Source organism: Pseudactinotalea terrae (genome assembly GCF_009733845.1).
GTDB classification, from domain to species: domain Bacteria; phylum Actinomycetota; class Actinomycetes; order Actinomycetales; family Beutenbergiaceae; genus Pseudactinotalea; species Pseudactinotalea terrae.
The window spans coordinates 61,631-87,027 of record NZ_WNXZ01000009.1 but is presented as its reverse complement, the minus strand read 5'-3'; the positions used below and the strand labels follow the sequence as shown (position 1 = coordinate 87,027).

Below are 25,397 nucleotides of genomic sequence, written 5' to 3'. Positions count from 1 at the left end.
TCCGTCACGCCGAGATCGTCGTTCCCGAGGGCAGCCGTCGGGCCACACTCGGAGAGCGTCAGCGAGCGTCGGGCTTGTCCCGGCCGAACACCGCCCGGGCCTCGGCAGCCAGGATGACCGAGCCGGCCACGATGACGCCGGTGCCGGAGCCGATGCGGTCGTCGTCCCCCTGCTCGGCGAGGTCGGCGGCCAGGGAGATCGCGTCGGGCAGCGAGGGCTGCACGTGCACGCGGTCCTCACCGAAGACGTCGCGGGCCACCTCGGCGAGCTCATCAGCAGGCATGGCACGGTCGAGACTCGCCTGGGTCACCACGATCTCGGGCAGCACCGGTTCGAGCACGGCCAGGATGGCCTCGGCGTCCTTGTCCGCCATCACGCCGATCACGCCGACCAGGCGCGAGAACGCGAACACCTCGTCGAGGGCGTCGACCAGCGCCTCGGCACCGCCGGGGTTGTGGGCGGCGTCCACCAGCACGGTCGGGCTGCGCCGCACCACCTCCAGGCGCGCGGGCGAGGTGACGTCGGCGAACCCTGCCTCGACGACCGACGCGTCCAGCGCACCACCGCCGAAGAACTGCTCGACGGCGGTCAGTGCGAGCAGCGCGTTGTGCGCCTGGTGCCGGCCGTGCAGCGGCAGAAAAATCTCGGTGTAGAGCCCGCCGGTGCCCCGCAGGTCGATCAGCTGGCCGCCCACCGCGACCACCCGGTTCGCGACCTCGATGTCGAAGCCCTCGGCCACCACGCGCGCGCCTCGCTCCCGTGCGGCGCGCGCGATCACCTCGGCCGCCTCCTCGGGTTGCGACGCGGTCACGACGACCTGTGCCGGGTCGGTGGCCTTGATGATCCCGGACTTCACCTCGGCGATCTCGGCGAGGCTGTGCCCGAGCCAGCGCTCGTGGTCCCGGGAGATCGGGGCGAAGACGGCGACCTCGGCGTCGAGCGTGTTCGTCGAGTCCCACTCCCCGCCCATGCCGACCTCGACCACCGCGACCTCCACGGGCGCGTCGGCGAACGCCGCGAACCCGAGGGCGGTCAGCACCTCGAAGAAGTTCAGCCGCGCCTGACCGGACGACTCGAGCTCGGCGTCGACCATCGCGACGTACGGCTCGATGTCGCGCCACGTGGCCACGAACTGCGCCGCGCTGATCGACTCGCCGTCGATCGCGATCCGCTCCCGCACGTTGTGCAGGTGCGGCGAGGTGAACCGGCCGGTCCGGAGCCCCGTCTCGCGCAGCAACCTCTCGATCATCCGCGCGGTCGAGGTCTTGCCGTTCGTGCCGGTGAGGTGGATCGCTCGGAAGCTGCGCTGCGGGTCGCCCAGCAGGTCCAGCAGCGACGCGACGCGCGCGATCGTCGGCTCGATGCGGTGCTCGGGAGCACGCGCGAGGATCGAGCGGTACACCTCGTCGGCCTCCCGCTCGAGCGCGGACCGGTCCTCGTTCCTCTTGGTCATGGCTGCTCGACCTTGGCCAGCTCGATGCCGACGCCCTCGGCGCCGTCCTCGTCGCGGACCGGCGCCGACTCCACGCCGACGTCGACCGCGAGCGTCTCCTCGCCGATCAGCTGGGCGCGGTCGGCCACCGCCTGCGCCCATGGTGCGGGCACCGCGAGCCGCAACGTGATCCGGTCAGCGACGTGCAGCCCCGCCGCCTTGCGTGCATCCTGCACCTGGCGGATCACGTCGCGGGCGTAACCATCACCGAGGAGCTCGTCGTCCAGCTCGAGATCGAGCACCAGGAACCCACCACCGGGCAGCACCGCAGCCGCGATCGAGTCACCGAGACGGTCCTCGACCTTGGTGACCAGCGCGTACTCGCCCTCCTGCAGCGTGATCCCTCCGGCGACCACGACGCCGTCGCGATCCTCCCAGCCGCCCGCGCGGGCGGCCTGGATAACCTTCTGCACGTCCTTGCCGAGCCGCGGCCCTGCTGCCCGGGCGTTGACCTGCAGCGTGGTCACGAGCCCGTACTCCGCCGCAGGCGTGGCGGCCTCGCTGACCAGCCGGACCTCCTTGAGATTGACCTCCTCCGCGATCAGGTTCTCGAACGGCGCGAGCGCCTCCGGGTCCGGCACGGCCACCACCAGCGAGCGCAGCGGCTGGCGCACGCGCAGCTTGTTGGACTTGCGCAGCCCGTGCGCCACGCTGACGACCTCGCGCACGGCGTCCATGGCCACCACGAGCGCGTCGTCGGCCACGAGCGCAGAAGCTGTCGCGTCAACAGTGCTCTCAGCGTTCGCGGCTTCGGGCCAGTCGGTCAGGTGCACCGACCGCTCCCCCGTCAGCCCGCGCCAGACCTCCTCGGTCACCATCGGTGCGAGCGGTGCCGCCACCCGGCACGTCACCTCCAGCACCGTGAACAGCGTGTCGTACGCGTGGGTGTCCTCGGCCCAGAAGCGCATCCGCGAGTTCCGCACGTACCAGTTGGTGACGACGTCGAGGTGATCCTTCAGCTTCTGCACCGCGCCCGGGATGTCGTAGACCTCGAGGTCGGCCTTCGCGGCGTCGGCGAAGGCACGCGTCTTGGCGAGCACGTACCGGTCGAGCACATCGAGCCCGGCCACGCCGTCTGCTGCCGGTGCCTTCGCGACATACCCAGCGCCGTCGGCCACGGTGTTGGCGTACAGCGAGAAGAAGTACCACGTGTTCCACAAGGGCAGGAGCGCCCCGCGAACCTGCTCGCGGATCGACTCCTCGGCCACGATGAGGTTGCCGCCCCGCAGCACGGGTGAGCCCATCAGCGACAGCCGGACCGCGTCGGAGCCGTACCTGGCCCACATCTCCTGCGGGTCCGGGAAGTTGCGCAGCGACTTGCTGGCCTTGCGGCCGTCGTCGCCCAGCACGATCCCGTGGCTGATGGCGGTCTGGAACGCCTGCCGGTCGAACAACGCGGTCGCGAGCACGTGCATCGTGTAGAACCAGCCGCGCGTCTGCCCGATGTACTCCACGATGAAGTCACCCGGATAGTGGTGCTCGAACCAGTCCTGGTTCTCGAACGGGTAGTGCACCTGCGCGAACGGCATCGACCCGGAGTCGAACCAGACGTCGAGGATGTCGGGGATCCGTCGCATGGTGGAGCGACCGGTCGGATCATCCGGGTTGGGCCGGGTCAGCTCGTCGATGAAGGGCCGGTGCAGGTCGGTGACCGGCACCCCGAAGGCCTCCTCGAGCTCGGCGAAGCTCCCGTACACGTCGATGCGCGGGTACTCCGGGTCGTCGCTCATCCACACCGGGATCGGGGTGCCCCAGTAGCGGTTCCGCGAGACCGACCAGTCGCGCGCGTTCTGCAGCCACGTACCGAACTGACCATCCTTGATGTGCTCGGGCACCCAGGTGATCTCCTGGTTGAGAGCGACCATCCGATCCTTGAAGTCGGTGACGCGGATGAACCACGACTCGACGCCCTTGTAGATCAGCGGGTTCCGGCACCGCCAGCAGTGCGGGTAGGAGTGGTCGTAGGTCTCCTGGCGCAGCAGCACGGTGCCGGGCGTGACGGATCCCGCGGCCTCGCCGCGGGTCGCCGCCTTCAGGTCGGCGATCACCTTGGGGTTCGCGTCGAACACCAGATCCCCGGCGTAGTCGACCACCGGCTCGGTGAACTTGCCGTCCGCGCCGACCGGCATCACGGCCTCGATGCCCTCGCGGTCGGTCACGACCTTGTCGTCCTCGCCGAAGGCGCCGGCGGTGTGCACGAGCCCGGTACCGTCGCTCGTGGTGACGAAGTCGGCCTCGACAACCCGGAACGCGTTCTCGCGACCGAGGTAGTAGGAGAACGGCGGCGTGTAGCTGCGCTCGAGCAGGTCGGCGCCCTTGAGGCGCTCGACCACCTGCTCCTCGACATCGTCGACGCCTTCGTTCTTCAGCTCGCGGGCGTATGCCTGCAGCCGCTCCGCGGCCAGCACATAACGCTCGGTCGTGCCGGTCGCGTCCGAGGACACCACCACGTAGTCGATGTCACGCCCGACGACGATCGCCAGGTTGCTCGGGAGCGTCCAGGGGGTGGTGGTCCACACGAGTGCGAGCTCACCGGTGGACAGCCGCAGCCCGACGGTCACCGCCGGGTCCTGACGCATCTGGTAGACGTCGTCGTCCATGCGCAGCTCGTGGTTGGACAGTGGTGTCTGGTCGCGCCAGCAGTAGGGCAGCACGCGGTAGCCCTGGTAGGCCAGCCCCTTGTCGTAGAGCTGCTTGAAGGCCCAGATCACCGACTCCATGTACCAGGGCTCGAGCGTGCGGTAGTCGTTCTCGAAGTCGACCCACCGGGCCTGCCGGGTGACGTAGTCCTCCCACTCCTGGGTGTAGCGGGAGACCGACTGGCGGCACTCCTTGTTGAAGGCCTCGATCCCCATCTCGTCGATCTCGGACTTGTCCGTGATGCCCAGCAGCCGCTCGGTCTCGAGCTCGACCGGCAGGCCGTGCGTGTCCCACCCGAACCGACGCTCGACGCGGCGCCCCAGCATCGTCTGGAAGCGCGGCACCACGTCCTTGACGTACCCCGTCAGCAGATGCCCGTAGTGCGGCAGGCCGTTGGCGTAGGGCGGGCCGTCGTAGAAGACGAACTCGTTGGAGCCGTTCTCCCCCGCTGACCGGCCGTCGATCGAGGCCTGGAAGGTGTTGTCGGCCTTCCAGTAGTCGAGCACGCCGGTCTCGAGGCTCGGCAGGTCCGGAGAGCTGACGACACCGTCCTCCGACGGCGGTATGGCCGGGCTGGCATCGCGGTGGCGGGGGTAGCTGTTGGAGCTCTGGCTCGTAGCCATCGTGGTCCTCTGGGGGCTGGGTGGTAGGTCTGCCTCGGCGAGGACGATCCGCCCGAGAGCGAACCGCGGTACCACCTCGCTTGCCCCGCTCACCCGTGGTTCCAGGTGGCGTGACCACTCCGCTGCGGCTGTCACGGGCCTGCCCCGTCCGGTTCTACTGAGCGCCACGATGATGCTGCGACGCGGTTCTTCCGGAGGCTCACCGGTGATAGCCGGGTCGATGCCTGTGCGGCCATGATACGCCGCGGCCGGTCGGCACGCTCGTCACGCGTACTTCGCCACTTCGCCCCCTGGCCGTCATGTCCGTGTCGACTCGCGTCCACCGGAGCGCACTTGCCTGGTCCCTGGCCGCTCCACTCCACCACAACCCACCGGGGGCAAGCAGGAATGACTGCGCTCGCTCGCACGCCAGCCCGACGAAAGTCGGCGGCGCACACCAGGTTCGTCCTCCGCGAGGGCCTCCTGTTCTGGGCACTCATCGTCCCGAACCTGGCGGCGATCATCGTGTTCGGCTACTACCCCACGCTCTACAACCTGGTTCTCAGCTTCACCGACTGGGACTTCGTGCAGCCGGCCCCGGTGCTCGTGGGGCTCGAGAACTACCTCGACCTGTTCCAGCCGGGCTCGCTGCTGATGGAGGCGCTGCGGAACACCGCGATCTTCGTGCTGTTCACCGTGGCCGGCACCATGATCGGCGGCCTGGCGATCGGTGGCCTGCTCGCACAACGGCTCCGCATGTCGGGCCTGGTCCGCACGATCGCGTTCGCGCCGCACATGCTCCCCGGCGCCGCGGTCGGTGTGCTCTGGCTGTTCCTCTTCGACCCGAACTACGGCTTGAGCCGCTGGTTCTTCGAGATGTTCGGGGCGGACTCACCGAAGTGGACCACGACCTCCGACTTCTCGCTCTGGGCGATCGTGATCGCCTACGCGTGGCAGCGCCTGGGATTCGTCGCGATCATCTACTACGCGGCGATCCTCGACCTGCCCAAGGACATCTTCGAAGCAGCCGCACTCGACGGCGCCACGGGCTGGAAGCTGTTCCGCTCCATGACGCTGCCGCTGCTCAGCCCGATCACGTTCTTCCTGACCGTCACGGGCATCATCGCCGCCGCGCAGACCTTCGACATCATCGCGACCCTCACCAACGGCGGCCCCGGCACCTCGAGCACCACGCTCCCTTGGCTGATCTACGACCAGGCGTTCGTGGAGTTCGACATCGGCACGTCCGCAGCCACCGCCACGGTGATGTTCGCGCTGCTGCTCGTCGTGACCCTCGTCCAGACCCGGTACGCATCGAAGCAGGTCCACTACTCATGACCCTCACCTCGCCCCGACCGGTCACCGCCGACATCCCCGCGGCCGACGACAGCACCGCGACCGAGCCCCGGCAGGAGTCACTCGGCCTACGCCCGGCCCGGGACCGCCGGCCCGCAGCACGGCGCTCGCGCCCGATGACCATCGCCCTCTACATCCTCATGGGGTTCGTGTTCGCGGTCTTCGCCATCCCGATCTACTGGCTGTTCAGCTCCTCCCTCAAGCCCGAAGGGGAGATCTACACCTTCCCCCTCACCTGGATCCCGAGCTCGCTCGAGTGGAGCAACTTCGCGGACGCGTGGACCTCGGCCCCGTTCGGTGCGTTCCTGCGGAACTCGATCATCACCACGGTGGTCGGCACCGCGCTGGAGATCGGAGTGGCCCTGCTCTCTGCCTATGCGTTCGCGTTCGTGCGCTTCCGCGGCAAGATGGTGATCTTCGCGATCATGGTCGGCTCGCTGATGCTCCCCGGGCACATCACGCTGCTCGTCAACTACATCACCGTGGCGGGCCTGGGCTGGCTCAACACCTACCAGGGACTGATCCTGCCGGGCATCGGCTCAGCATTCGCGATGTTCCTGCTCTTCCAGCAGATGCGCCAGGTGCCTGGTGAGCTGGTCGACGCCGCGAAGATCGACGGCGCGGGCCACATCCGCCGGATGTGGAACGTCGTCGCGCCCATCTGCCAGCCGATGATCCTCACGGCCACGCTGATCGTGATGATCGGCAAGTGGAACGACTTCGTGTGGCCACTGATCGTCACATCGACCGCGGACATGCGCACGCTCCCGATCGGGCTGATGTTCCTGCGCAGCCAGGAGGGCTACGACTCCTGGGGGCCCGTGATGGCCGGCACCGTGATCGTCGCGGCCCCGATGCTCATCCTCTTCTTCCTTGCCCAGCGCCGCATCATCGGCGGCATCGTCTCGGGCGCCCTCAAGGGCTGACCCACACGGGGGCTCCGCCCCCGTGCTCACCGCTGGGGCAGCGCCCCAGACCCCATCCCGCCTCACACCCCTACCCAAGGAGCACGACCCGCATGTCTTCTCTCATTCTTTCCCGCCGCCGCCTGCTCACCATGATGGGCATGGGTGCAGGGGCCGCCGCGCTGGCGGCCTGCACCGTGCCGACGAGCGACGCCGGCAGCGGCAACGACGTTGCGGGCAGCAACATCCGCTCCGACATGAGGCAAGCGGCGCTCGCCGAGATCCCCTCGCAGTACCAGGGCCGCACCAACATCCTGTTCTGGGCCCCCTGGACCGGCGGGCTGTTCGAGGGCGTGTCGAAGCTGTTCACCCAGTTCAACGACTCCCAGAGCGACATCTACGCCGCGATCGAGTCCGTCGGCGGCTACGACGACCTCAACACGGCGTTCACCGCGGCGCTCCAGGCGAAGGCGGTGCCCGACATGGTGTGCTTCCCGGAGATGCAGTGGATCCAGTTCTACTTCGCCAACGCCCTCGCTCCGCTCGACCAGCACTTCGACGACGAGTGGAACCTCGACATCTACCTGCAGAGCTACGTCGGCGAGGGCAAGGCGGGCGACGAGACCTACGTGGTCCCGTTCGCGCGGTCGAACCCGCTCTTCTACTACAACAAGACGCTCTTCAAGGACCTCGGGCTCCCCGTCGACACCCAGTACACCTGGTCGCAGCTGCGGGAGTTCGGTCCTGAGATCGCCTCGGTCCAGAGCTCGGGCCAGGCCGTGAAGACGTTCGCCTACGGGTCCGGGGACGCATGGTTCGCCAACTCGTGGCTGTGGGCGTTCGACGGCGTGTGGTCCGAGGGTTTCGACGTGATGCCCGACGAGGCCAAGGTCAAGGAGCTGATGACCTTCGCCAAGGAGTGGGTGCACACCGACGGCAACGCCTACCTCGCGCAGGCGGGGCACACCGACTTCCAGACCGGGCTGGTCGCAGCCGTGCACGGCTCGACCGCGTCGATGCGTGGCCTGACCGAGGCTGTCGACTTCGAGCTCGGTGCCGCCTTCATGCCCGGCGAGGTCAACCAGCCGCCGACGGTGCCGACGGGTGGTTCGGGCTTCTCGCTGGTCCGTACCGAGTCGCAGGAGCGCCAGGACGCCACCGCGGCTCTCCTCAAGTTCCTCGCGAGCCCGGAGATGTCCGGCCAGTGGCACATCGACTCGGGCTACGTCCCGATCGTGCAGGCCGCCGTCGAGGAGCCCGCGGTCGTCGAGCTGCACGCCAGCAACTCCAACTTCACGGTCGCGATCGAGCAGCTCCCGAACGCCAAGACGGTGGCACCGGTGAACTGGTTCCAGTCCGGCACCGCTGCACTGAGCCAGGCCTTCGCCTCGATCGCCGGTGACAACGCCGACGTCCAGACGACGATCGACACCCTGCGCGCCAGCTACGAAGAGCTTCTCGAGGACAACCGCGAGGACCTCGAGGCCCTCGGCGTCTCCTGACCGACACCCCACCCGAGAGAGAGCAGGGGACCGTGAGCACACCTCACAAGCTGTTGGTGGTGTCCGTCGACGCGATGCACACCGACGACATCCCGTTCGCCGCGACGCTGCCGGCATTCGCTCAGATCCTTGAGCGAGCGGCTGTCGCCGAGATCGAGGGGATCTACCCCTCGGTGACGTACCCGAACCACACGGCACAGACCACCGGTTGCCCGCCGGCACGGAGCGGGATCTTCAACAACCTGCAGTTCCAGCCCGGGAACGGTGATAGGTCTGAGTGGTTCTGGAACGCGGAGATGATCCGCGTGCCGACCATCTTCGAGGCCGCGAAGGCCGCGGGGCTGAGCGTCGCCGCCGTGCAGTGGCCGGTGACAGGCAACGAGCGCGACGTCGACTGGCTGGTGCCGGAGATCGCCAGCCCGCAGGTCTTCGACGGTCTGGAGGACCAGTACCGGAAGACGACGAACGAGGCGAGCCTCGAGCGCTACATCCTGCCGAACCTGGACAAGGTGATCGAGGGACCGAAGCGCAACTACTTCCCGTTCGTCAACCACGTCTCGGAGCAGATCCTGCGCCACGAGCGTCCCGATGTGATGTTCGTGCACCTGGTGGAGGTGGACTCCGCTCGCCATGCGGGTGGCAGCTACGGCCCGCACGTCGAGCAGGCGCTGCGGGAGGTGGACGCCACGCTGGGCACCTTCCTGCAGGCGCTCACCGACAACGGCGACCTGGAGTCGACCAACATCGTGCTGGTCTCCGACCACGGGCATCTCGACACCGAGCAGCACACCAACCTCAACTCGATCTTCGCTGAGCGCGGGTTCCTGCGCACCGACGGCGAGGGCAGGCTGGTGGACTACGACGTGTTCTGCCTCGGTGCCGGGTTCTCGGGTCAGCTGTTCCTCGCCGATGACATCACCCCGGAGCGTCGCGCCGAGGTGGCGGCCCTGCTCGCGGAGATCGAGGAGAACCAGGAGTACCGGATCGAGAAGTTCTGGACCTCGCAGGAGTCGCTGCGCGACTACGGGCTCGACGGCCCGTTCGACTACGTGGTGGAGTCCGAGCCAGGCGTCATCGTGGGCATGGTCCTGGGTCGTCGGCCGATCGTGCGCAAGGGCGACGACGACTTCCCGCCGTACATCGGCAACCACGGGCACGCGCCGCGGCACGGTGGCCAGCCGGTGTTCATCGGCACCGGGCCGGGGTTCACCCCCGGCGCCGATGCCGGCCGTCGCAGCATGCTCGACGAGGCCCCCACGTTCGCCGCGCTGCTCGGGATCGAGCTCCCGGCCGCCGAGGGCGCGGTCCTGGACGAGCTGCTGGTGAAGGCAGCGCAGCCGGTCTGAGCGCGCACGAAGAAGCGCCGCGTGAGGAGCAGTCCTCACGCGGCGCTTCTGCGTTCACCCGGATGTTGCGGAAGTGATCGCAACGCCGCGTATGGCAACGCCGAGGACGCGCCGCCGTTGTGGAAGCGACCACAACGGCCAGCCCCGCAACGCATCGCGGACGGCAGCGTTGCGGAACCCACCACCACGGCGGGTTCCGCAACCTGTACCGGGGCAGCGCGTGTCAGGCTCGCCCGTTCCGGGCTACTTACCGCCGGTGGTGGCGATGCCCTTGACGAGGTACTTCTGGCCGAAGAGGAAGGCCAGGAACATGGGCACGAGGGAGACGATGGACATCGCGAACATGGCGCCCCAGTTGCTGCCGGAGGTGGCGTCCAGGAACGACCGCAATGCGATCGGGACCGTGTACATGTCTGGGCTGGTCAGGTAGATCAGCGAGGTGAAGAAGTCGCTCCAGGTCCAGATGAAGGTGAAGATCGCGGTGGTGGCCAGCGCCGGGATCATCAGCGGGATCAGCACCTGCCCGAAGATGCGGACGTGGCCCGCACCATCGATGCGGGCGGCCTCGTCGAGCTCGGTGGGGATCCCGCGGATGAACTGCACCATCAAGAACACGAAGAACGCATCGGTGGCCAAGAACTTGGGCAGCACCAACGGCAGGAACGTGTTCACCATGTCCAGGTTGTTGAACAGGATGTACTGCGGCACCACGACCACGTGGTAGGGCAGCATGATCGTCATCAGCATGATCGCGAACCACAGCGTCTTGAGCCGGAACCGCAACCGGGCGAACGCGTACGCCGCCAGCGAGCACGCGATCAGGTTTCCCGCGATCGCACCCAGCACCACGATCCCGGAGTTGACGATGTACCAGTCGAACGGCCGCGCAAGCGCGGTCCAGCCGTAGATGTAGTTGTCCACGTACAGCTCGTTCAACCACAACCCCGGGGTCCGGAAGATCACCTCGGTGGGCCGCAGCGAAGACACGAGCATCCACACCAACGGGTAGATCATCGCCAGGCTCGCGGCGATCAGCAGCACATGCTTGAGCAATGAACGGCCCACCGAACCCGACCGACTCGCGCCAGGCGCTCTCATCGGCTCGTCCGCAGCATCCTCAGTCATCGGCTCGGTGGCCCGTTCCGTCGTCGTCGGCTCAGTCATCGTAGAAGACCCAGTACTTGGCAGCGAAGAAGTTCACGGCGGTGAAGATGCCGATGATGACCAGCAACAGCCAGGCCATCGCCGAGGCGTATCCCATCTGGAAATTCGCCCATCCCCGGTCGTAGAGATACAACGTGTAGAACAACGTCGAGTCAGATGGCCCGCCGGTGCCGTTGGAGACGATGAATGCCTGCGTGAAGGACTGGAACGCCCCGATGAGCTGCAGCACCAGGTTGAAGAAGATGATCGGCGACAGCAGCGGCAACGTGATCCTCACGAACTGCTTGCGCTTGTTCGCCCCGTCCAGCGCCGCCGCCTCGTAGTACATCCCCGGGATCTGTCGCAGCCCCGCCAGGAAGATCACCATCGGGGATCCGAACGTCCACACGTGCAGCAGGATCAGCGTCCACAACGCGTAGTCCGGATCGGACACGTAGCCGGTCGTGGCGTCGATCCCGAGCAGCTGCAGGACCTGGTTCACCAGGCCCCCGGTGCCGAAGATCTGCCGCCACAACAGCGCGATGGCGACCGACCCGCCCAGCATCGAGGGCAGATAGAACACCGACCGGTAGAACGCCAACCCCCGCATGCCCTTGTCTAGCAGCAACGCGATCGCCAGCGCCAACGCCAGCTGCGCGGGCACACCGACCACCACATAGGTGAAGGTCACCTGCAACGACTTGTGCAGCCGAGCGTCCTCCAGCATCCGCGCATAGTTGTCCAGCCCGATGAACTCCGGTGTCTGGATGAGGTTGTAGTCGGTCAGCGACAGGTACAACGACGCCAGCATCGGGCCCAACGTGAAGGCGAACAGGCCCACGAGCCACGGCAGCAGGAACAGGTAGCCGGCCTTGTTGTCCCGACCCGCCTCCTTGCGAGCCGCAGCCCGCTCCTCCGGCGTCCGCGCCCGCCGTGTCTTCAGCTTCGAGAGCTCGGAGATCGCACTCATGAATCAGCCACCGAGCGACGCGACGAGCTCGTCGTAGAACCCCTGAGCCGCGCCGGCGGCGTCGATGTTCCCGAACAGCATGTCGGTCGCATAGCGGAACAGCAGGGTGCCGAACTGACCACCGCCGGGCGGGGGCGCGATCGGGGTGTCGCCCAGCTCGGGAACGATGTCGTTGATGAACTGCAGCACCCGCTGCTGGTTCTCCGACAGATCCGCCGAGATCGACTCGGCCACCTCGGTGTTGGCGGGGATCCCGCGCTCGGCGAGCTCGATCGCGCCGGCGTCGGGCGAGTTGACGATCCAGTTGATCAGCTCGACGGCGGCTTCAGGGTTCTCCGTCGTCGCCGACACCGACCACAGCATCGAGGCCTTGTACCAGGCCTTGCGTGTCGTCGCGTCACCGTCGATGCTCGGGAACCGCAGCATCGCGATGTCCCCGCCTGAGGCCTCGGCCACGGCCTGCAGCTGGTTCGACCAGTACACGTTCATCGCGGTGTTGCCCACGATGAAGGCGCCCTGGTCGAAGGCCACGCTGGAGTCCTCGGTGATCTCCGACGCCGTGGGGATCGCTCCGGCGTCCGCGAACTGCTGGTGGAACTCCAGCCAGGTCACCACGTCCTCGACAGCGAAGCCTGGCTGGTTGCCCGAGACGAACAGCTCCTTGCCCTGCTGCCGCAACCAGCCGCTGAACATCGCGTCGTTGGAGATAAAGGTCGAGGTGCCCACGACCTCGCCTCCGGATGCCTCCGAGATCTCGGTACCCAGCGCCAGCCAGTCGTCCCACGTCCACGTGGTGTCGTCGGGCATCTCGATGCCGAGCTCGTCCAGGATGTCCTTGCGGACCATCACCGTGGGCGTGTTGATACCCGCGTTGACGCCGAAGGTCTGGCCCTCCAAGTCGCCGGAGTCGGCCGTGCCCTCGACGAACTTCGAGACGTCGATGCCGTGCTCGGCGAGGTCGAGGAGGGCGCCGCGCGCGCCGTACTCGCTGATGTACGCCATGTCCATCTGGATCACATCGGGAGCCGTGCCGCCGGCGGTCTGGGTCGCCAACCGGTCCCAGTAGCTCGCCCACTCGCCCGGCTGCTCCTCGATGGAGACCTCGGGGTTCGCCTCCTGGTAGGCCGAGAGCAGCGCAGAGGTGTTCTCGTTGCGAACGGGGTTGCCCCACCAGGTGAAGGTCAGGGCGGTGCCGTCACCACCACCGCCGCCCGCGTCACCACCGCCGGCACCGTTGCCGCCGCCGTCGTCGCCACCGCGGCTGCAGCCTGCGAGGCCGAGGCCTGCACCGACCGCGCCCATGGAAGCGAGGGTCAAGAACTGTCGTCGTGAGGTGCCCATCGTGGAGCCTTTCGCGTCTTTGTCGAGAGACGGTCCCTGCTCGCGTCGGGGACCCGCCGTCATGCTAGGTGGCAACCTCCGGATTTGAAACGGTACAGCGGCAAGTTGCAGCCACTTGCCACCAGGTCATGACCTTTCGTTTCTGTTCACATGGAACTCCGGCGTCAGCCCGGTGACACCGCGCGGCGGAGCTCGTCGGCCGTCATCGCTCCCGGCTTCGTCCCGCTGACGGCCGCCGCCCGCACGAGGGTGGCGAGGGCCGAGTTGACCGGTGCGGAACGCCCGAGGCGGTGGGCGATCGCAACGATCTCACCGTTGAGATAGTCGGTCTCGGCCGAGCCGGTGCCACGCTGCAACGACTGCCAGGTCGAGCCACCCATCCGCTCGGGCGCGCCGGGAACGGGCGCCACGGTGAGCTGGTTCCGGGAGTTTCGCTCGGAGTCCTCGGAGTTGATCTCGATGCCTGCCGCTGCGTACAGCTCGCGCGCCTCGGCACGCGCCGCCTCGGCGACGTCCTCGCCCTTGTGGCCGTCGCCGAGGATCGCCTGCACGGCATTGCCGAGGTTGCTCAGGAGCTTGCGGTACTTCCAGGGCATGACGTCCTCGGGGGTCGGGACCTCGATGCCCGCCCGGCGCCACTCCTCGGCAAGCTCACCGAGGAAGGCGGCATCGCCGTCGTCGGCCAACGACGCGGGGTAGCGCGCCGTGTGCAGGACGGCTCGCACCGGCGCGCAGCGGACGATCACCTCGCCGGGCTGAGCAAGAACCGCGGGCATCCACACGCAGACCCCGTGGACCCGTGCGAACCACCGCAGCGCGATCTCCTCGGAGGCGACGCCGTTCAGCGCGGTGAGCAGCGGCAACCGCTCCCCCGCCGTGCCGATCACCTCGCCCGCATCGTGCACAGGCGCGTCCGCCCATGCGGCCAGGGCGGCTGCCGCCTGGTGGGTCTTGGTCGTGAGGACGAGCACGTCGTCGCTCCGGAGCTCGACCTCCGCCGGCTCCGCGGCGACCTCCGGTCGACAGGTGATCACGCCGTCGGGCATCCGCACGGTGAGTCCACCCTCACGCATGGTCGCGAGGTGGTCGCCCCGAGCCACCAGCAGCACCTGGGCACCTGCGTCGGCGAGCAGCCCGCCCACGCCGGAGCCGATCGCACCCGCACCGATGATCACGTATCTCATGGGGCTCACTCTGCCGGATCCGGGGCAGGTGCGGCAGCCGGCGTCCACGTCCGGGGTGCGCGCGCCCCCTGGTGCTGCCTCAGACCCGCTCGACGCGCCGCGGCGCCGCCGCCGAGCCGAGCTCCTCGAGCGCCCGGGCTGCCAGGTCGGCAGGATCTGCCTCTCCCGTCACCTCGACGCTGAGCTCGTGCCCGAGCTCGGGGTGCGGCAGCACCTGCACGACGGCGGTGCTCACCCCGGGCTGTGCGACGAACCAGTCGTGGACACGCATGATCGAGACGTTGTGGCCGCCGACGACCACGACACCGTCGGAGCGGCCGTGCACGAACAGCCGGCCGCTCTCGTCGAGGTGACCGAGATCGCCGACCTCGACCTCCTGCTCGGTGACGGATGTCGCGCGCCATGGCGAGGTGATGCGCACCTGACCGACCTCGCCCGCCGGGAGGGGCGTCCCTTCGCCGTCGACGATCTCGATCCGGACGCCCGCAGCAGGGCGGCCGACCGTGCCGGGCGCGTCCCGCAGGTCCTCGGGCGTGGCGATCGTGGCGGTGCCCGCCTCGCTGGATCCGTAGAAGTCCACCAGCTGCTCCCCCAGCAGCCGGTGGGTACGTTCGGCGAGCTCGGCACTCAGCGGCGCGGACCCGGTCGCGATGCGCCGCAGCGATCCGAGCCCCGATCCTGGCGCCCCCGCAGCCTCCTCGGCCTCGAGCGCGTCGAGCACCATCGCCAGCTGGGCGGGCACCACCGCGAGCACGCCGGCGGCGTGGCTGTGGATGAGCTCGATCAGACCAGCGCCGTCGCGGCCCTGGCCCAGCGCGGCGGGTGCGCCGACCACCAGGGCCGCGGTGAGCACCAAGAGCCCATGACCGTGCGAGAGGGGCGGGGCGACCACGACCGGCTCGTCGCGGCGCAGGTCGAGGGCACGCATCAGGCTGAGCAGCGTCGCCAGCTGCCCGAAGGCGGCGCTGCCGCGCTCGGTCGTCTTCGGGGTGCCGGTGGTGCCGGAGGTGAGCAGCCGCAGCGAGCCGGTCTTGCGAGGCCGCGGCACCGAACGCAGCGACCGGCCCGGCGAGCGCTGAGCCAGCGCGATCACATCGAAGGCGCGTGCATGAGGCGCCGCCGCGCGGACCGCTGCCACGGTGGTGTCGTCGACCAGAACGACGTCGACGTCCGCGAGGGCGGCTGCCAGCACCTCGCTGCCCGCCGATGCCGGCACCAGCGCGCAGTCCAGGCCGAGCGCGCCGATCGCGGTGACGCCGGCCAGCAGCCCGCGGTGGCTGGCTGCGCAGACGCCGATCTCCTTGCCTGCACCCTGCCGCACCGCAGCAGCCACGGCGGCCGCGACGCTGTCCACGGCCGCCTCGAGAGCGGATCCGAACAACGGTCCCAGGTCGTCGACCAGGAGCTCCTTGCGCGGCCGCCCGCGCGCGGCAGCGAGCGCGACACCGGACAGGCTTGCGCCGTAGCGGAGCGTCGCGGGCAAGCCGCGGATGTCGGCGGGCCGCCACTGGCCGGCCACCTCGACCGCATCGGGGACCGCGTGCCAGGCGGGTGTGTGCGCGCCGCTCACGACCGCCGCCAGATCGCCTCGGCCAGCCGGTCGGCCGTGCTCGGGAACGCTGCCGTGGCCACCGCGCCGAGACGACCCCACCACGGGCTGATGACCCGAGCACGGGTGAGCGCGGCCCGACAGACCCAGGTCGCGGCGTCGTCGGCGGACAGCGCCGGCAGGCGTGTGCGCGCGTAGGTCGGTGCACTCATGGCGGTCCGGGTGAGCGGGAGGTGGATCGAGGTCACGGCCACGCCGTCGGCTGCCAGCTCGGGCGAGACCGACCGCAACCAGGCGTCGAACCCGGCCTTCGTGGCGGTGTAGACCGACCAGCCAGGTCCGGGCAGCGCCATCCCGACCGTGCCGACCGAGATCAGCTGTCCCTGCCGGGCCCGTCGCATCGCCACGAGGATCGGCAGCGCGAGCGCAACGGGGCCGAGCAGGTTGACCCCGGCCAGGCGGGTGACGTCGTGGAGACGATCGGCGTAGCTCACGAGATCGCGGTGGATGCTGTGGCCGGCGTTCGAGACCAGCAGCGCGGGTGCGCCGTGCTCGGCGACGATTCGCTCCCCCGCAGCTGTCGCGGCCTCGAGGTCGCGCAGGTCGACCGCGTGCACGGTGGCCTCGCCACCTGCCGAGCGGACCTCGCCGGCCACGCTCGCGAGCGCCGCCGCATCCCGCGCGAGCAGCAGCACGTGCGCACCGGCGGCCGCGCACCGCAGTGCCACGGCCCGCCCGATCCCGCGGGAGGCCCCGGTGATCACCACGAGGCGGCCGCCGACCGTGCGACGCAGCGCCTCGCTGTCCACCGCGTGCGGGCGCATGCCCAGCAGGGTGCCGACAGGCGAGCGCGTCATGCGCACATTCTCGCGTAGTCCTAGGCTGACAGCTGCGAGAGAGAAAGAGGCGGCATGAAGGTTCTCATCACCGGCGGGGCCGGTTACATCGGAAGCACGATCGGGCTGGCGTGCCAGGACAAGGGGTGGGACGTCGTCGTGCTCGACGACCTCTCGACCGGGCGGCGCGAGTTCACCGAGGGCACCACCCTGTACGAGGGTGATATCGCCGATCACGCCCTCGTCGCTCGGATCTTCGCCGAGCACCCGGACATCGAGGCGACCGTGCACTGCGCGGCCAAGATCGTGGTGCCGGAGTCGGTCGCGGACCCGATCGGGTACTACCGCAACAACGTGTCCAAGACGATCGAGCTGCTCGACTCGCTGCGGCGCGCGGGCTGCACCCGGCTGCTGTTCAGCTCGTCGGCCTCGATCTACGAGCCGGAGCCCGACCTCACGGTGAACGAGACCTCGGCGCTCAACCCGCAGAGCCCGTACGCGGCGTCGAAGATGCTCTGCGAGCGGATCATGGCCGACGTGGCGGCGGCGACCGACCTCCGCACGCTCTCGCTGCGCTACTTCAACCCGGTCGGGGGCGACCCCGACCTGCGCACCGGGCTCCAGAACCCGAAGCCATCGCACGCGCTGGGAAAGCTCGTCGACGCCTACACCTACGGCGACGTGTTCACGATCACCGGGGTGGACTGGGCCACCCGCGACGGCTCCGCGATCCGCGACTACATCCACGTGTGGGATCTCGCCAAGGCGCACGTGGCGGCGCTCGAGCACTTCGACGCGGTGTGCACTCCCGAGGAGCCGTACACGGTCATCAACATCGGCACCGGGACGGGATCGACCGTGCGCGAGCTGGTCGCCGCCTTCACCGAGGTGGTGGGCGAGGGCAACCTCAACGTGGTCGAGGGCCCGCCCCGCCCCGGTGACGTGATCGGCTGCTACACCACCTCCGGCCTCGCGCTGGAGAAGCTCGGATGGAAGGCCGAGCTCTCGATCGCCGACGCCATCCGCACCGCTCTCGAGTGGGCGAAGATCCGCCCGGAACGGCTGGGCGCGTAGCGCGTGCGGCTCACCCGGCTCAGCGCGGCCGAGTCGGAGCGGCTGCGTGGTTCGGCGGTCACCTACCCCGTGGTCGGCGGCACGCCCGTCGGGTACCTCACCTTCTCCCGGTCGGCAGTGATCGGGCACGGCAGGCAGTCGTTCACCGCGGCTGTGGAGGCGGTGCTCGGCTGGCAGGTCCAGCTGCGCTCGGGCTACGCCGTGGCGGCCTCGGAGCCCCGCGTCGAGATGGGAACCGTGGCGCGGCTGCGCATCCCCGTCGGACCCCTGCGCATCCAGGCGTACTGCCGCGTGGTGGAGGTCATCGATCAACCCGATCGCGCCGGTTTCAGCTACGGCACGCTGCCGGGTCACCCGGAATCGGGTCAGGAGTCGTTCGTGGTGACGATCGACGGGGCGGGCACGGTTCGCCTCGAGATCGCTGCCTTCAGCAGGCCGGTGAGCTGGTACGCCCGTCTCGGCGGGCCGGTGACCCGGTGGCTGCAGGACCTCGCGACCGAGCGGTACCTGCGTGCGCTCGCCCCTGCCGACTCCCTCGACGAGGTCGAGTCGGCGCGCCTGCGTGGGCTGGAGCTGTCGTACCCGGCGAGCGAGCGCGTCCGCCCGCCCGGCTACTGGGGCTACGAGATGTCCGCCGTCATCGGGCGCGGCCGCGCAGCGTTCGAGCAGGCGAGCGAGCGGGTGCTCGGCCACGAGGTCTTCCTCCGGTCCGGCATCGGTGTCGCCGCCTCCAGCCCGACGGCGGAGCCCGGCTCGGTCCTGCGGGTGCGGATCCCCGTGGCCATCCTGCGGTTCACGGGCTTCTCGAGGGTGGTCGCGATCATCGACGAGCCGGACCGCCGGGGGCTGGCGTACGGGACCCTGCCGGGACACCCGCAGTCGGGGCGCGAGGAGCTGGTCGTCACGATCGACGACCAGGCACTGGTGCGGCTTCACGTCACGGCCTTCTCCAAGCCCATGGCCTGGTACGCCCGGCTCGGCCGCCCGATCACACGCGCACTGCAGCTGCGGATGGCGCGCAGGTTCCTGCGCGCCATCCGGGCCTGATCGCTCAGCAGGGAGACCAGTGGCATGCACGGTACGTCGACGAGGTACCGCGGATGTCCGGACCGACAGACCCGTGACCCCAGAGGTGGTCACCGCCGGTCGACCCGGAGGCGCTGCCCAGGTACATCGCACCGGCGTACACGTCGGGACCGTAGGGGTCGCCGTATCCGTTGGTCGCGGGCTGGATCTCCTGCGCTGTCCGGAACCATGCCTGCTTCAGCGTCATCCCCGACCGCGCGTAGGAGGCGAACCGGCGCCCCTCCTCGGTGTTGTCGTAGGTGACCGCGGCGTAGCCCAGCAACATGTGCAGGCCGTCGAAGGCTCCGCTCCACCGCGAGAACACGCTCCCGCCGCCGTTGATGGCGTCGTCCTCCAACGGTCCGCACGCTGCCACGATCGCCCACTCGAGGTTCTCCTGGCCCCAGTGGTCCGACGGGCTGCCCTGCCACGGACCCACATCGGAGCTGTGCAGCCAGTCGCTGCTGCCGCCGCTGGCGAGCATCCACCCGTCCGGGCTGGCGTGACCGGTGTAGAACACGATGTCGACGTCGTCCACGTAGTTGTCGTCGTTCGAGAGCCAGTCCGACTTCCAGGCAGCCTCGTTGCCCCAGTTGAAGCGCCGCGACCAGCCTTCCGCCGTCATCTCGTCGACGAAGCCCTGCGCGTTGGCCTGGCTGCCGCCCAGCCCGCCCATCTCCCCGATCCACGAGGCTCCGAAGGACCGCGGCCGCAATGCCTCCCAGATGAGGGGGTAGAGCGAGAGGTCGAGCTGCGGCTTCACGAACACGTTGCCGCTCGGCCCGCGGGTGAGCAGGTCAGAGGCACGCACGCCGTTGCGCTCGAGCACGGCTGTGCTCACCGTCAGCGTGCTGGGCAGCACCTGTCCCGGCACCACGAGATGCCTCAGGTCGGTGAAGTCCTTCGCCTCGGCCCGCGGTGGGGTCTCGTGCTCCGGGACACCGATCTCCCCCACGTCGGTCGCCGGGATCAGTCGCACCCGGCTCGGCACCCAACGGTCGCCGTCCAACACATCGGCGGTGACGGCGTACACCGGGAACATCAGCTCCTGCCCGCTGAAGGCCGGGGCGCTGTAGTACCCGAGCGTGCTGCCCGTGATCTTGACGTCCTTGCGGCGCGTGCTGATCCCAGCCCGCTGGAGTGCCTGTGCCTGCGTCAGCAGCGGTCGCTCGTCCACGGCGTCGGCATCGCGCCACACCCCGTGGGCACCGACGACCTGTCCACCCTCGCCGACCGTGGCCCGGAACCGGCCGCCGCCGCCGAACATCGGGATCGAGTCGCCCACGATGTCGTCACGGTCCGAGATGTCCACGACGACGTCCCTCCCGAACGTCGACTCACCCTTGCGGGTACTGCGCTTGCCGGCGCGCTCGGTCACGGTCGTGGCCTGCCGGACCTCGCCCTTGGTGAGCCGGAACTGCCGGCCGAGCTCGGGGATCAGGTGGACCCGCTCCATCGCCTCCGTCGCGATCTCCGCCACCGCGCCGACGCCGGGGATCTTGGTCGGGCTCGGGTCCCACAGCCGGCTCAGATCGCCGGCCCACACGCCCCCGCGCCCGCGGTCGACGTCCAGATGCACCTCAGGTCCACGGATGGTGGTCGCGGGGCCTCGGGACTCCGCGGTCAGATCGCGACCACCGAGCACGTCTCGAGTCAACCGATCGACGTCGACATCGGTCTCGCGGCCCGCGTGCACGCTGAACACTGGCAGCGTTGCCATCGTGCGCTCCTCTCACAGAGCGAGGCTGGTCCTCGCCTGCAGGAGAAGAGCCGCACAGGTCCCGGGTGATACCGGACACGGAGGAGGGCCGTCAGGTCTGCGAGTGGTGCGACGTCGGCCGCGGCCTCAGGACGACCGTGCCAGCACGCGGCGCGCGAGCGCGAGCACCGGCTCGTCGATCATCTGGCCCTCGAACCGGAACGCACCGGGCTCGGACCTCGCCGCCGTGAGCACGGCCTCCGCCCACACGATCCGGTCAGCACCGGGGCGGTAGGCGCTGCGGATCACCTCGACCTGGTCGGGGTGCAGGCACGCCGTGGCGGTGAAGCCGCTCGCCACGGCATCCTCGGCCTCGATTCGCAGCCCGACCGGGTCGTCGAGGTCCGTGTGCACCGCATCGATCGCGGCCCTGCCGTGCGCACCCGCAGCCAGCAGCACGCTGGAGCGGGCATGCGCGGCGACGTGCCGATAGCGGCCGTCGGGCCACCGGCTCGAGGTCCCCCCGAGCGAGGCCACCAGGTCCTCCGCACCCCACATCAGCCCGACCACGCCGTCGGCGGCGGCGATCTCGGCAGCGTTCACCACGCCCAGGGCGGTCTCCACCAGGGCGAGGACGTCGTGCTGTACGAGCGCCCCGACGTCCGAGGCCGACTCGGTCTTGGCCAGCATCACGGTCCGGTACGGGGTGTCAGCGAGCGCGAGCAGGTCGGCCTCGAGCTCGCCCGAGAGCACGCTGTTGACCCTGACGATCGTCCGCGCAGGATCGAGGAGGTGCGCGGTCAGCGCCGCCCGCGCACCGGGCTTGTCGGTGGGTGCGACCGCATCCTCCAGGTCGAGGATCACGGCGTCGGCCCTCTCGGCCGCCTTCCGGTAGCGGTCCGGTCGGTCGGCAGGGCAGAACAGCAGCGCCGGCCCCAGGTCGAACGCGGCCGAGGCCACCTACGCCCCCGCCTGGTGCGCGAGATGATCGGCCTCGCTGAGCCACATCAGCACGGTACGCGTGGCCACGGCGACCACCACGTCGTCCTGGTTCCGGCCCGTGTGCTCGAAGGTCGCCACCCCTTGCCCGCGCCGCGACCGGGAGGGCCGCTTCGCCGTCAGCACGGTGTGCGCGTACAGGGTGTCACCGTGGAACAGCGGCGCGGGGAACCTCACCTCCTCGAAGCCCAGGTTGGCCACGATCGTGCCCTGCGTGAGGTGACCCACGGACAGGCCCACGAGGGTGGCCAGGGTGAACATCGAGTTCATCAGCCGCTGCCCGAACGGCTGCGACGCGCTGTAGGCCGCGTCGAGGTGCAACCCCTGCGGGTTCATCGACAACGTCGAGAACAGCACGTTGTCGGCCTCGGTCATCGTGCGGCCCGGCGCGTGCCGGTAGACGACGCCCTCGCCGATCTCGTCGAGGTAGAACCCTCGCTGCTGCACGTGTTCCATCAGCCCTCCACCTCGATCATCCCGCACGCCACCTCACGAGATCACAAGCCCCCGCCGGACAGCCCGAGCGCCCGGGCGATGACCATCAGCTGCACCTCGGTGGTGCCCTCGCCGACCTCGAGGACCTTGCTGTCCCGGTAGTGCCTCGCGACGACGTTGGAGTTGAGGAAGCCGTAGCCACCGAAGATCTGCGACGCATCGTGCGCGCACGCCACCGCGGCCTCGCTCGCCACCAGCTTCGCCATCGACGCCTGCTTCTTGAAGGGCTCCCCCGCTGCCATCAACCGGGCGGCCTCGACCCACGCGAGCCGCGCGGTGTGGACCTTGGCAGCCATCCGCGCGATCGTGAAGGCGATGTGCTGGCTGGAGGAGATCGGCTGCCCGAACACCACCCGCTCCCTGCTGTACCGGATCGCCTCCTCGAGGCAGCCCTGCGCGGCGCCGGTCGCGAGCGCCGCGAACGCGATCCGCCCCTCGTCCAGGCACGCGACTGCGTACGCGAAGCCGCGGCCGCGCTCCCCCAGCATGTTCTGACGCGGTACCCGCACGTCGGTGAGCGTCAGGGGGTGTGTGTCCGAGGTGTGCCAGCCGATCTTGTCGTACGAGGGGCCCACCTCCAGCCCCTCGCTCGGCACCGGCACCAGGAACGCCGTCAGCTCAGGGCCGGTGCTGCCGTCATCCTTCGTGACCTCGCCGGTCACAGCCGTGACGGTCAGCAGCCGCGTGATCTCGGTGCCCGAGTTGGTGATGAACTGCTTGGTGCCGTTGATGACCCACTCGTCGCCGTCGAGCACCGCGGTGGTCTCGGTGGCGCCGGCGTCCGAACCCGCGCCGGCCTCGGTGAGCCCGAAGGCGCCGAGCGCCTCACCCGCGGCGAGCATCGGCAGCCAGGCATCCTTCTGCTGCTGCGACCCGAACCGGAGGATCGGCATGGCGCCGAGCCCGATCGCAGCCTCGAGCGTGACGCCCAGGCTCTGGTCGACCCGGCCGATCTGCTCGACCGCGAGACAGAACGCGGTGTAGTCGCCAGCGGCTGTCGACCCGCCGTACTCCGCGGGGAACGGCAGCGCGAACAGGCCCATCTCGCCCATCTGGCGGATGATTCCGTAGGGCAGCGCCTGCTTGGTGTCGTAGTCGTAGGAGGCCGGCGCGACGACCGTGTCAGCGAACTCCTTGACCTGCTCTACCAGCGTGAGCTGTGCGGGGGTGAAGCCGTACTCCATCGATGACTCCTTCGTCCGATCTTGTGGATCATGGTTCATCCCTGATCTTGTGGATCGTCTGGGATGTGCTCGGGGTCTGGGGCGGAGCCCCAGCGGGGGCCACGGGGGCGGAGCCACCGTGCGTGTGGGTGTGAATGGTGGCGAGCAGCTGGTCTGCTGTGACCGTCTCGCCGCGCCTGACGGCAAGCACGAGTTTACCGGCGACCGGCGCCGTGACGGGGTTCTCCATCTTCATCGCCTCGACGACGGCGACCACCTCGCCGACCTCGATCGGCGCACCGTCGGTGGCCGGGATCGCGACGACGGTGCCGGGCATCGGCGTACGGACCTGCGGGTCTGGCGCTGCCCCGGCTCGCTCCCTGCGTGACCGCTCGACAGCCTCCTCCCGCGTCTGCTGTCGGATCTGCCAGGACTCGCCGTCGTGCCACAGCCAGGCCGTCGCCTGCTCGACGGCGCAGCGCACGCCGGTCGGTGCCTGCGCCGGGATCGGGGTGTCGTGGACATGCTCGCCCACGAGCAGCGAGACCGTCGGTGCGCGATGCTGCCCCAGTCGCCAGCCGGAGCGCGACGCCCAGGGCGAGGAACCGCCGTCGGGCATCGGTCGCAGCGCCCACGCGGCGGCTGCGAGCACACCTGCGTCCGGCTCGGTCGGCGCCGGCGGCTCGAGGGTGTCGAGGAAAGCGGTGTCGGCGGTCGCGTCGAGGACCTCGGGCGACTTCAGCACCGAGCGGAGGTAGGCGATGTTCGTGTGGACGCCGAGCACCACCGTGGTGGCGAGCGCCGCGTCGAGCCGCTGGATCGCCTCGGCACGCGTGGTGCCGTGGGCGATGACCTTGAGGAGCATCGGGTCGTAGTGCGCGGTGACGACCGATCCGGTGCTGACGCCCGAGTCCACGCGCACGCCGACCGGCTCGGCGACCTGCAGCAACCGCCCGGTGCTGGGGACGAAGCCGCGCTCGGGACGCTCGGCGTACACACGTGCCTCGATCGCGTGCCCCGCTTCACCGATCTCCCCGATCGAGATCGGCTCCCCGGCAGCGACCCGGAGCTGGGCCACCACCAGGTCGACGCCCGTGACCTCCTCGGTCACGGGGTGCTCCACCTGCAGCCGCGTGTTCATCTCGAGGAAGTACCACTGCTGCGGGTCCACGCCCGAGACGAGGAACTCGACCGTGCCGGCGCCCACGTAGCCCACACTGGCCGCCACCTGCGCCGCGGCGGCCGCGATCGCCTCACGCACGGCGCCGTGGGGGTAGGGCGCCGGTGCCTCCTCGATCTCTTTCTGGTGCCGGCGCTGCAGCGAGCACTCCCGCAGCCCGAGCACCTCGATCCGACCGTGCCGGTCCCCCAGCACCTGCGCCTCGATGTGCCGCGGCGCCACGACGAGGCGCTCCAGCAGCAGCGTGTCGTCACCGAACGCCGCCGCGGCGACCCGGCGGGCGGCCGCGAGCGCCTCTGGCAGCTCGGCCTCCTCGTGCACGACTTGCATGCCCTTGCCGCCACCGCCCGCGCTCGGCTTGACGATCAGCGGGAAGCCGACCTCGCCCGCCCGAGCCGCGAGCGCCGGGTTTCTGTCGTTCACGTCCGTCGAACGGGGGGCGGGTAGGTCGGACACGCCGGGGACGACAGGGACGCCGAGGGCGGCGACGTGGGCCTTCGCGCCGATCTTGTCGCCCATGAGCGTGAGCGCGCGCTCGTCGGGGCCGACCCACACGATCCCAGCCGCTGCGCAGGCTGCCGCAAGCACGGGGCTCTCGGACAGGAAGCCGTACCCGGGGTGCAGCGCCTGCGCACCGGCGCGCACCGCGACGGCCACGATCGCGTCTGCGTCCAGATAGGTGGGGACCTGGTACGCGAGGTCGGCCTCACGCACGTGGCGAGCACCGCCGTCGGCACCGGTGAACACGGCGACAGCCGTGCCACCCAGCTCCCGCACGGCGCGAATGACACGCACCGCGATCTCGCCGCGGTTCGCGACGAGGACACGCTCGAAGGGCCCCTCCATGCTCACGGCC

Annotated in this window: 19 protein-coding genes; 6 read left to right on the top strand and 13 right to left on the bottom strand. The window is 69.6% G+C overall.

Annotated elements, in window-relative coordinates:
- Positions 1-58: 58 nt before the first annotated feature.
- Positions 59-1,453 carry a bifunctional folylpolyglutamate synthase/dihydrofolate synthase gene (locus GPA03_RS21120; RefSeq protein ID WP_156254039.1) on the bottom strand — a complete coding sequence of 465 codons (1,395 nt, stop codon included), beginning with the start codon at positions 1,451-1,453 and terminating at the stop codon, positions 59-61.
- The gene (gene ileS / locus GPA03_RS21115) at positions 1,450-4,755 is read right to left on the bottom strand and encodes an isoleucine--tRNA ligase (RefSeq protein ID WP_156254038.1); all 3,306 of its coding nucleotides are present in this window, start codon (positions 4,753-4,755) and stop codon (positions 1,450-1,452) included. The genes GPA03_RS21120 and ileS overlap by 4 nt, the downstream gene beginning before the upstream one ends.
- 387 nt (positions 4,756-5,142) lie before the next feature.
- Between ileS and GPA03_RS21110 the strand changes: the two genes are divergently transcribed.
- From GPA03_RS21110 to GPA03_RS21095, 4 genes are all read left to right on the top strand, one after another.
- The gene (locus tag GPA03_RS21110; protein WP_156254037.1) at positions 5,143-6,072 is read left to right on the top strand and encodes a carbohydrate ABC transporter permease; all 930 of its coding nucleotides are present in this window, start codon (positions 5,143-5,145) and stop codon (positions 6,070-6,072) included.
- Positions 6,069-7,016, top strand: a complete 948-nt coding sequence (locus GPA03_RS21105) for a carbohydrate ABC transporter permease (protein ID WP_156254036.1) — start codon at positions 6,069-6,071, stop codon at positions 7,014-7,016. The genes GPA03_RS21110 and GPA03_RS21105 overlap by 4 nt, the downstream gene beginning before the upstream one ends.
- 92 nt (positions 7,017-7,108) lie before the next feature.
- Entirely contained in the window at positions 7,109-8,497 is a 1,389-nt protein-coding gene (locus tag GPA03_RS21100; RefSeq protein WP_156254035.1) for an extracellular solute-binding protein, read from the top strand.
- Between the two features lie 32 nt (positions 8,498-8,529).
- Positions 8,530-9,843 (top strand): alkaline phosphatase family protein, encoded by a 1,314-nt coding sequence (locus GPA03_RS21095; RefSeq protein WP_156254034.1) that lies wholly within the window; start codon positions 8,530-8,532, stop codon positions 9,841-9,843.
- Positions 9,844-10,086: 243 nt separating this feature from the next.
- Here GPA03_RS21095 and GPA03_RS21090 read toward each other — a convergent pair whose 3' ends face one another.
- The 6 genes from GPA03_RS21090 to GPA03_RS22495 all read right to left on the bottom strand — a co-directional run bounded on the left by GPA03_RS21090 (position 10,087) and on the right by GPA03_RS22495 (position 16,887).
- The gene (locus GPA03_RS21090) at positions 10,087-10,941 is read right to left on the bottom strand and encodes a carbohydrate ABC transporter permease (RefSeq protein WP_241681433.1); all 855 of its coding nucleotides are present in this window, start codon (positions 10,939-10,941) and stop codon (positions 10,087-10,089) included.
- Positions 10,942-10,999: 58 nt separating this feature from the next.
- The gene (locus tag GPA03_RS21085) at positions 11,000-11,956 is read right to left on the bottom strand and encodes a carbohydrate ABC transporter permease (protein ID WP_156254032.1); all 957 of its coding nucleotides are present in this window, start codon (positions 11,954-11,956) and stop codon (positions 11,000-11,002) included.
- 3 nt (positions 11,957-11,959) lie between these two features.
- Entirely contained in the window at positions 11,960-13,258 is a 1,299-nt protein-coding gene (locus GPA03_RS21080; RefSeq protein WP_156254031.1) for an ABC transporter substrate-binding protein, read from the bottom strand.
- Between the two features lie 203 nt (positions 13,259-13,461).
- Entirely contained in the window at positions 13,462-14,481 is a 1,020-nt protein-coding gene (locus tag GPA03_RS21075) for a ketopantoate reductase family protein (RefSeq protein ID WP_156254030.1), read from the bottom strand.
- Positions 14,482-14,560: 79 nt separating this feature from the next.
- Complete coding sequence (locus tag GPA03_RS21070) at positions 14,561-16,051, bottom strand: AMP-binding protein (RefSeq protein WP_162458461.1); 1,491 nt, start codon at positions 16,049-16,051, stop codon at positions 14,561-14,563.
- A complete protein-coding gene (locus GPA03_RS22495) occupies positions 16,048-16,887 on the bottom strand; it encodes an SDR family NAD(P)-dependent oxidoreductase (RefSeq protein ID WP_162458460.1) in 840 nt (279 codons plus the stop codon). The genes GPA03_RS21070 and GPA03_RS22495 overlap by 4 nt, the downstream gene beginning before the upstream one ends.
- 54 nt (positions 16,888-16,941) lie before the next feature.
- Here GPA03_RS22495 and galE point away from each other — a divergent pair, with 54 nt between their 5' ends.
- Positions 16,942-17,940, top strand: a complete 999-nt coding sequence (gene galE, locus GPA03_RS21065; RefSeq protein WP_156254028.1) for a UDP-glucose 4-epimerase GalE — start codon at positions 16,942-16,944, stop codon at positions 17,938-17,940.
- 3 nt (positions 17,941-17,943) lie between these two features.
- Positions 17,944-18,987, top strand: coding sequence for a DUF1990 family protein (locus GPA03_RS21060; RefSeq protein WP_156254027.1), 1,044 nt, complete (start codon positions 17,944-17,946; stop codon positions 18,985-18,987).
- Between the two features lie 4 nt (positions 18,988-18,991).
- Here GPA03_RS21060 and GPA03_RS21055 read toward each other — a convergent pair whose 3' ends face one another.
- The 5 genes from GPA03_RS21055 to GPA03_RS21035 all read right to left on the bottom strand — a co-directional run bounded on the left by GPA03_RS21055 (position 18,992) and on the right by GPA03_RS21035 (position 25,387).
- The gene (locus GPA03_RS21055) at positions 18,992-20,725 is read right to left on the bottom strand and encodes a DUF6345 domain-containing protein (RefSeq protein WP_156254026.1); all 1,734 of its coding nucleotides are present in this window, start codon (positions 20,723-20,725) and stop codon (positions 18,992-18,994) included.
- A gap of 126 nt (positions 20,726-20,851) precedes the next feature.
- Positions 20,852-21,664, bottom strand: coding sequence for an HpcH/HpaI aldolase/citrate lyase family protein (locus GPA03_RS21050; protein ID WP_156254025.1), 813 nt, complete (start codon positions 21,662-21,664; stop codon positions 20,852-20,854).
- Positions 21,665-22,159, bottom strand: coding sequence for a MaoC family dehydratase (locus GPA03_RS21045; RefSeq protein WP_194239548.1), 495 nt, complete (start codon positions 22,157-22,159; stop codon positions 21,665-21,667).
- A 41-nt stretch (positions 22,160-22,200) separates the two neighbouring features.
- Entirely contained in the window at positions 22,201-23,382 is a 1,182-nt protein-coding gene (locus GPA03_RS21040) for an acyl-CoA dehydrogenase family protein (protein WP_156254024.1), read from the bottom strand.
- Positions 23,383-23,410: 28 nt separating this feature from the next.
- Positions 23,411-25,387, bottom strand: coding sequence for an acetyl/propionyl/methylcrotonyl-CoA carboxylase subunit alpha (locus GPA03_RS21035; protein ID WP_156254086.1), 1,977 nt, complete (start codon positions 25,385-25,387; stop codon positions 23,411-23,413).
- Positions 25,388-25,397 lie beyond the last annotated feature (10 nt).

Coding starts and splice junctions, on each gene's coding strand:
- GPA03_RS21120 (WP_156254039.1), bottom strand. CDS start 1,453: ATGACCAAGAGGAACGAGGACCGGTCCGCGCTCGAGCGGGAGGCCGAC.
- ileS (WP_156254038.1), bottom strand. CDS start 4,755: ATGGCTACGAGCCAGAGCTCCAACAGCTACCCCCGCCACCGCGATGCC.
- GPA03_RS21110 (WP_156254037.1), top strand. CDS start 5,143: ATGACTGCGCTCGCTCGCACGCCAGCCCGACGAAAGTCGGCGGCGCAC.
- GPA03_RS21105 (WP_156254036.1), top strand. CDS start 6,069: ATGACCCTCACCTCGCCCCGACCGGTCACCGCCGACATCCCCGCGGCC.
- GPA03_RS21100 (WP_156254035.1), top strand. CDS start 7,109: ATGTCTTCTCTCATTCTTTCCCGCCGCCGCCTGCTCACCATGATGGGC.
- GPA03_RS21090 (WP_241681433.1), bottom strand. CDS start 10,941: ATGAGAGCGCCTGGCGCGAGTCGGTCGGGTTCGGTGGGCCGTTCATTG.
- GPA03_RS21085 (WP_156254032.1), bottom strand. CDS start 11,956: ATGAGTGCGATCTCCGAGCTCTCGAAGCTGAAGACACGGCGGGCGCGG.
- GPA03_RS21080 (WP_156254031.1), bottom strand. CDS start 13,258: ATGGGCGCGGTCGGTGCAGGCCTCGGCCTCGCAGGCTGCAGCCGCGGT.
- GPA03_RS21075 (WP_156254030.1), bottom strand. CDS start 14,481: ATGAGATACGTGATCATCGGTGCGGGTGCGATCGGCTCCGGCGTGGGC.
- GPA03_RS22495 (WP_162458460.1), bottom strand. CDS start 16,887: ATGACGCGCTCGCCTGTCGGCACCCTGCTGGGCATGCGCCCGCACGCG.
- galE (WP_156254028.1), top strand. CDS start 16,942: ATGAAGGTTCTCATCACCGGCGGGGCCGGTTACATCGGAAGCACGATC.
- GPA03_RS21055 (WP_156254026.1), bottom strand. CDS start 20,725: ATGGCAACGCTGCCAGTGTTCAGCGTGCACGCGGGCCGCGAGACCGAT.
- GPA03_RS21045 (WP_194239548.1), bottom strand. CDS start 22,159: ATGGAACACGTGCAGCAGCGAGGGTTCTACCTCGACGAGATCGGCGAG.
- GPA03_RS21040 (WP_156254024.1), bottom strand. CDS start 23,382: ATGGAGTACGGCTTCACCCCCGCACAGCTCACGCTGGTAGAGCAGGTC.
- GPA03_RS21035 (WP_156254086.1), bottom strand. CDS start 25,387: ATGGAGGGGCCCTTCGAGCGTGTCCTCGTCGCGAACCGCGGCGAGATC.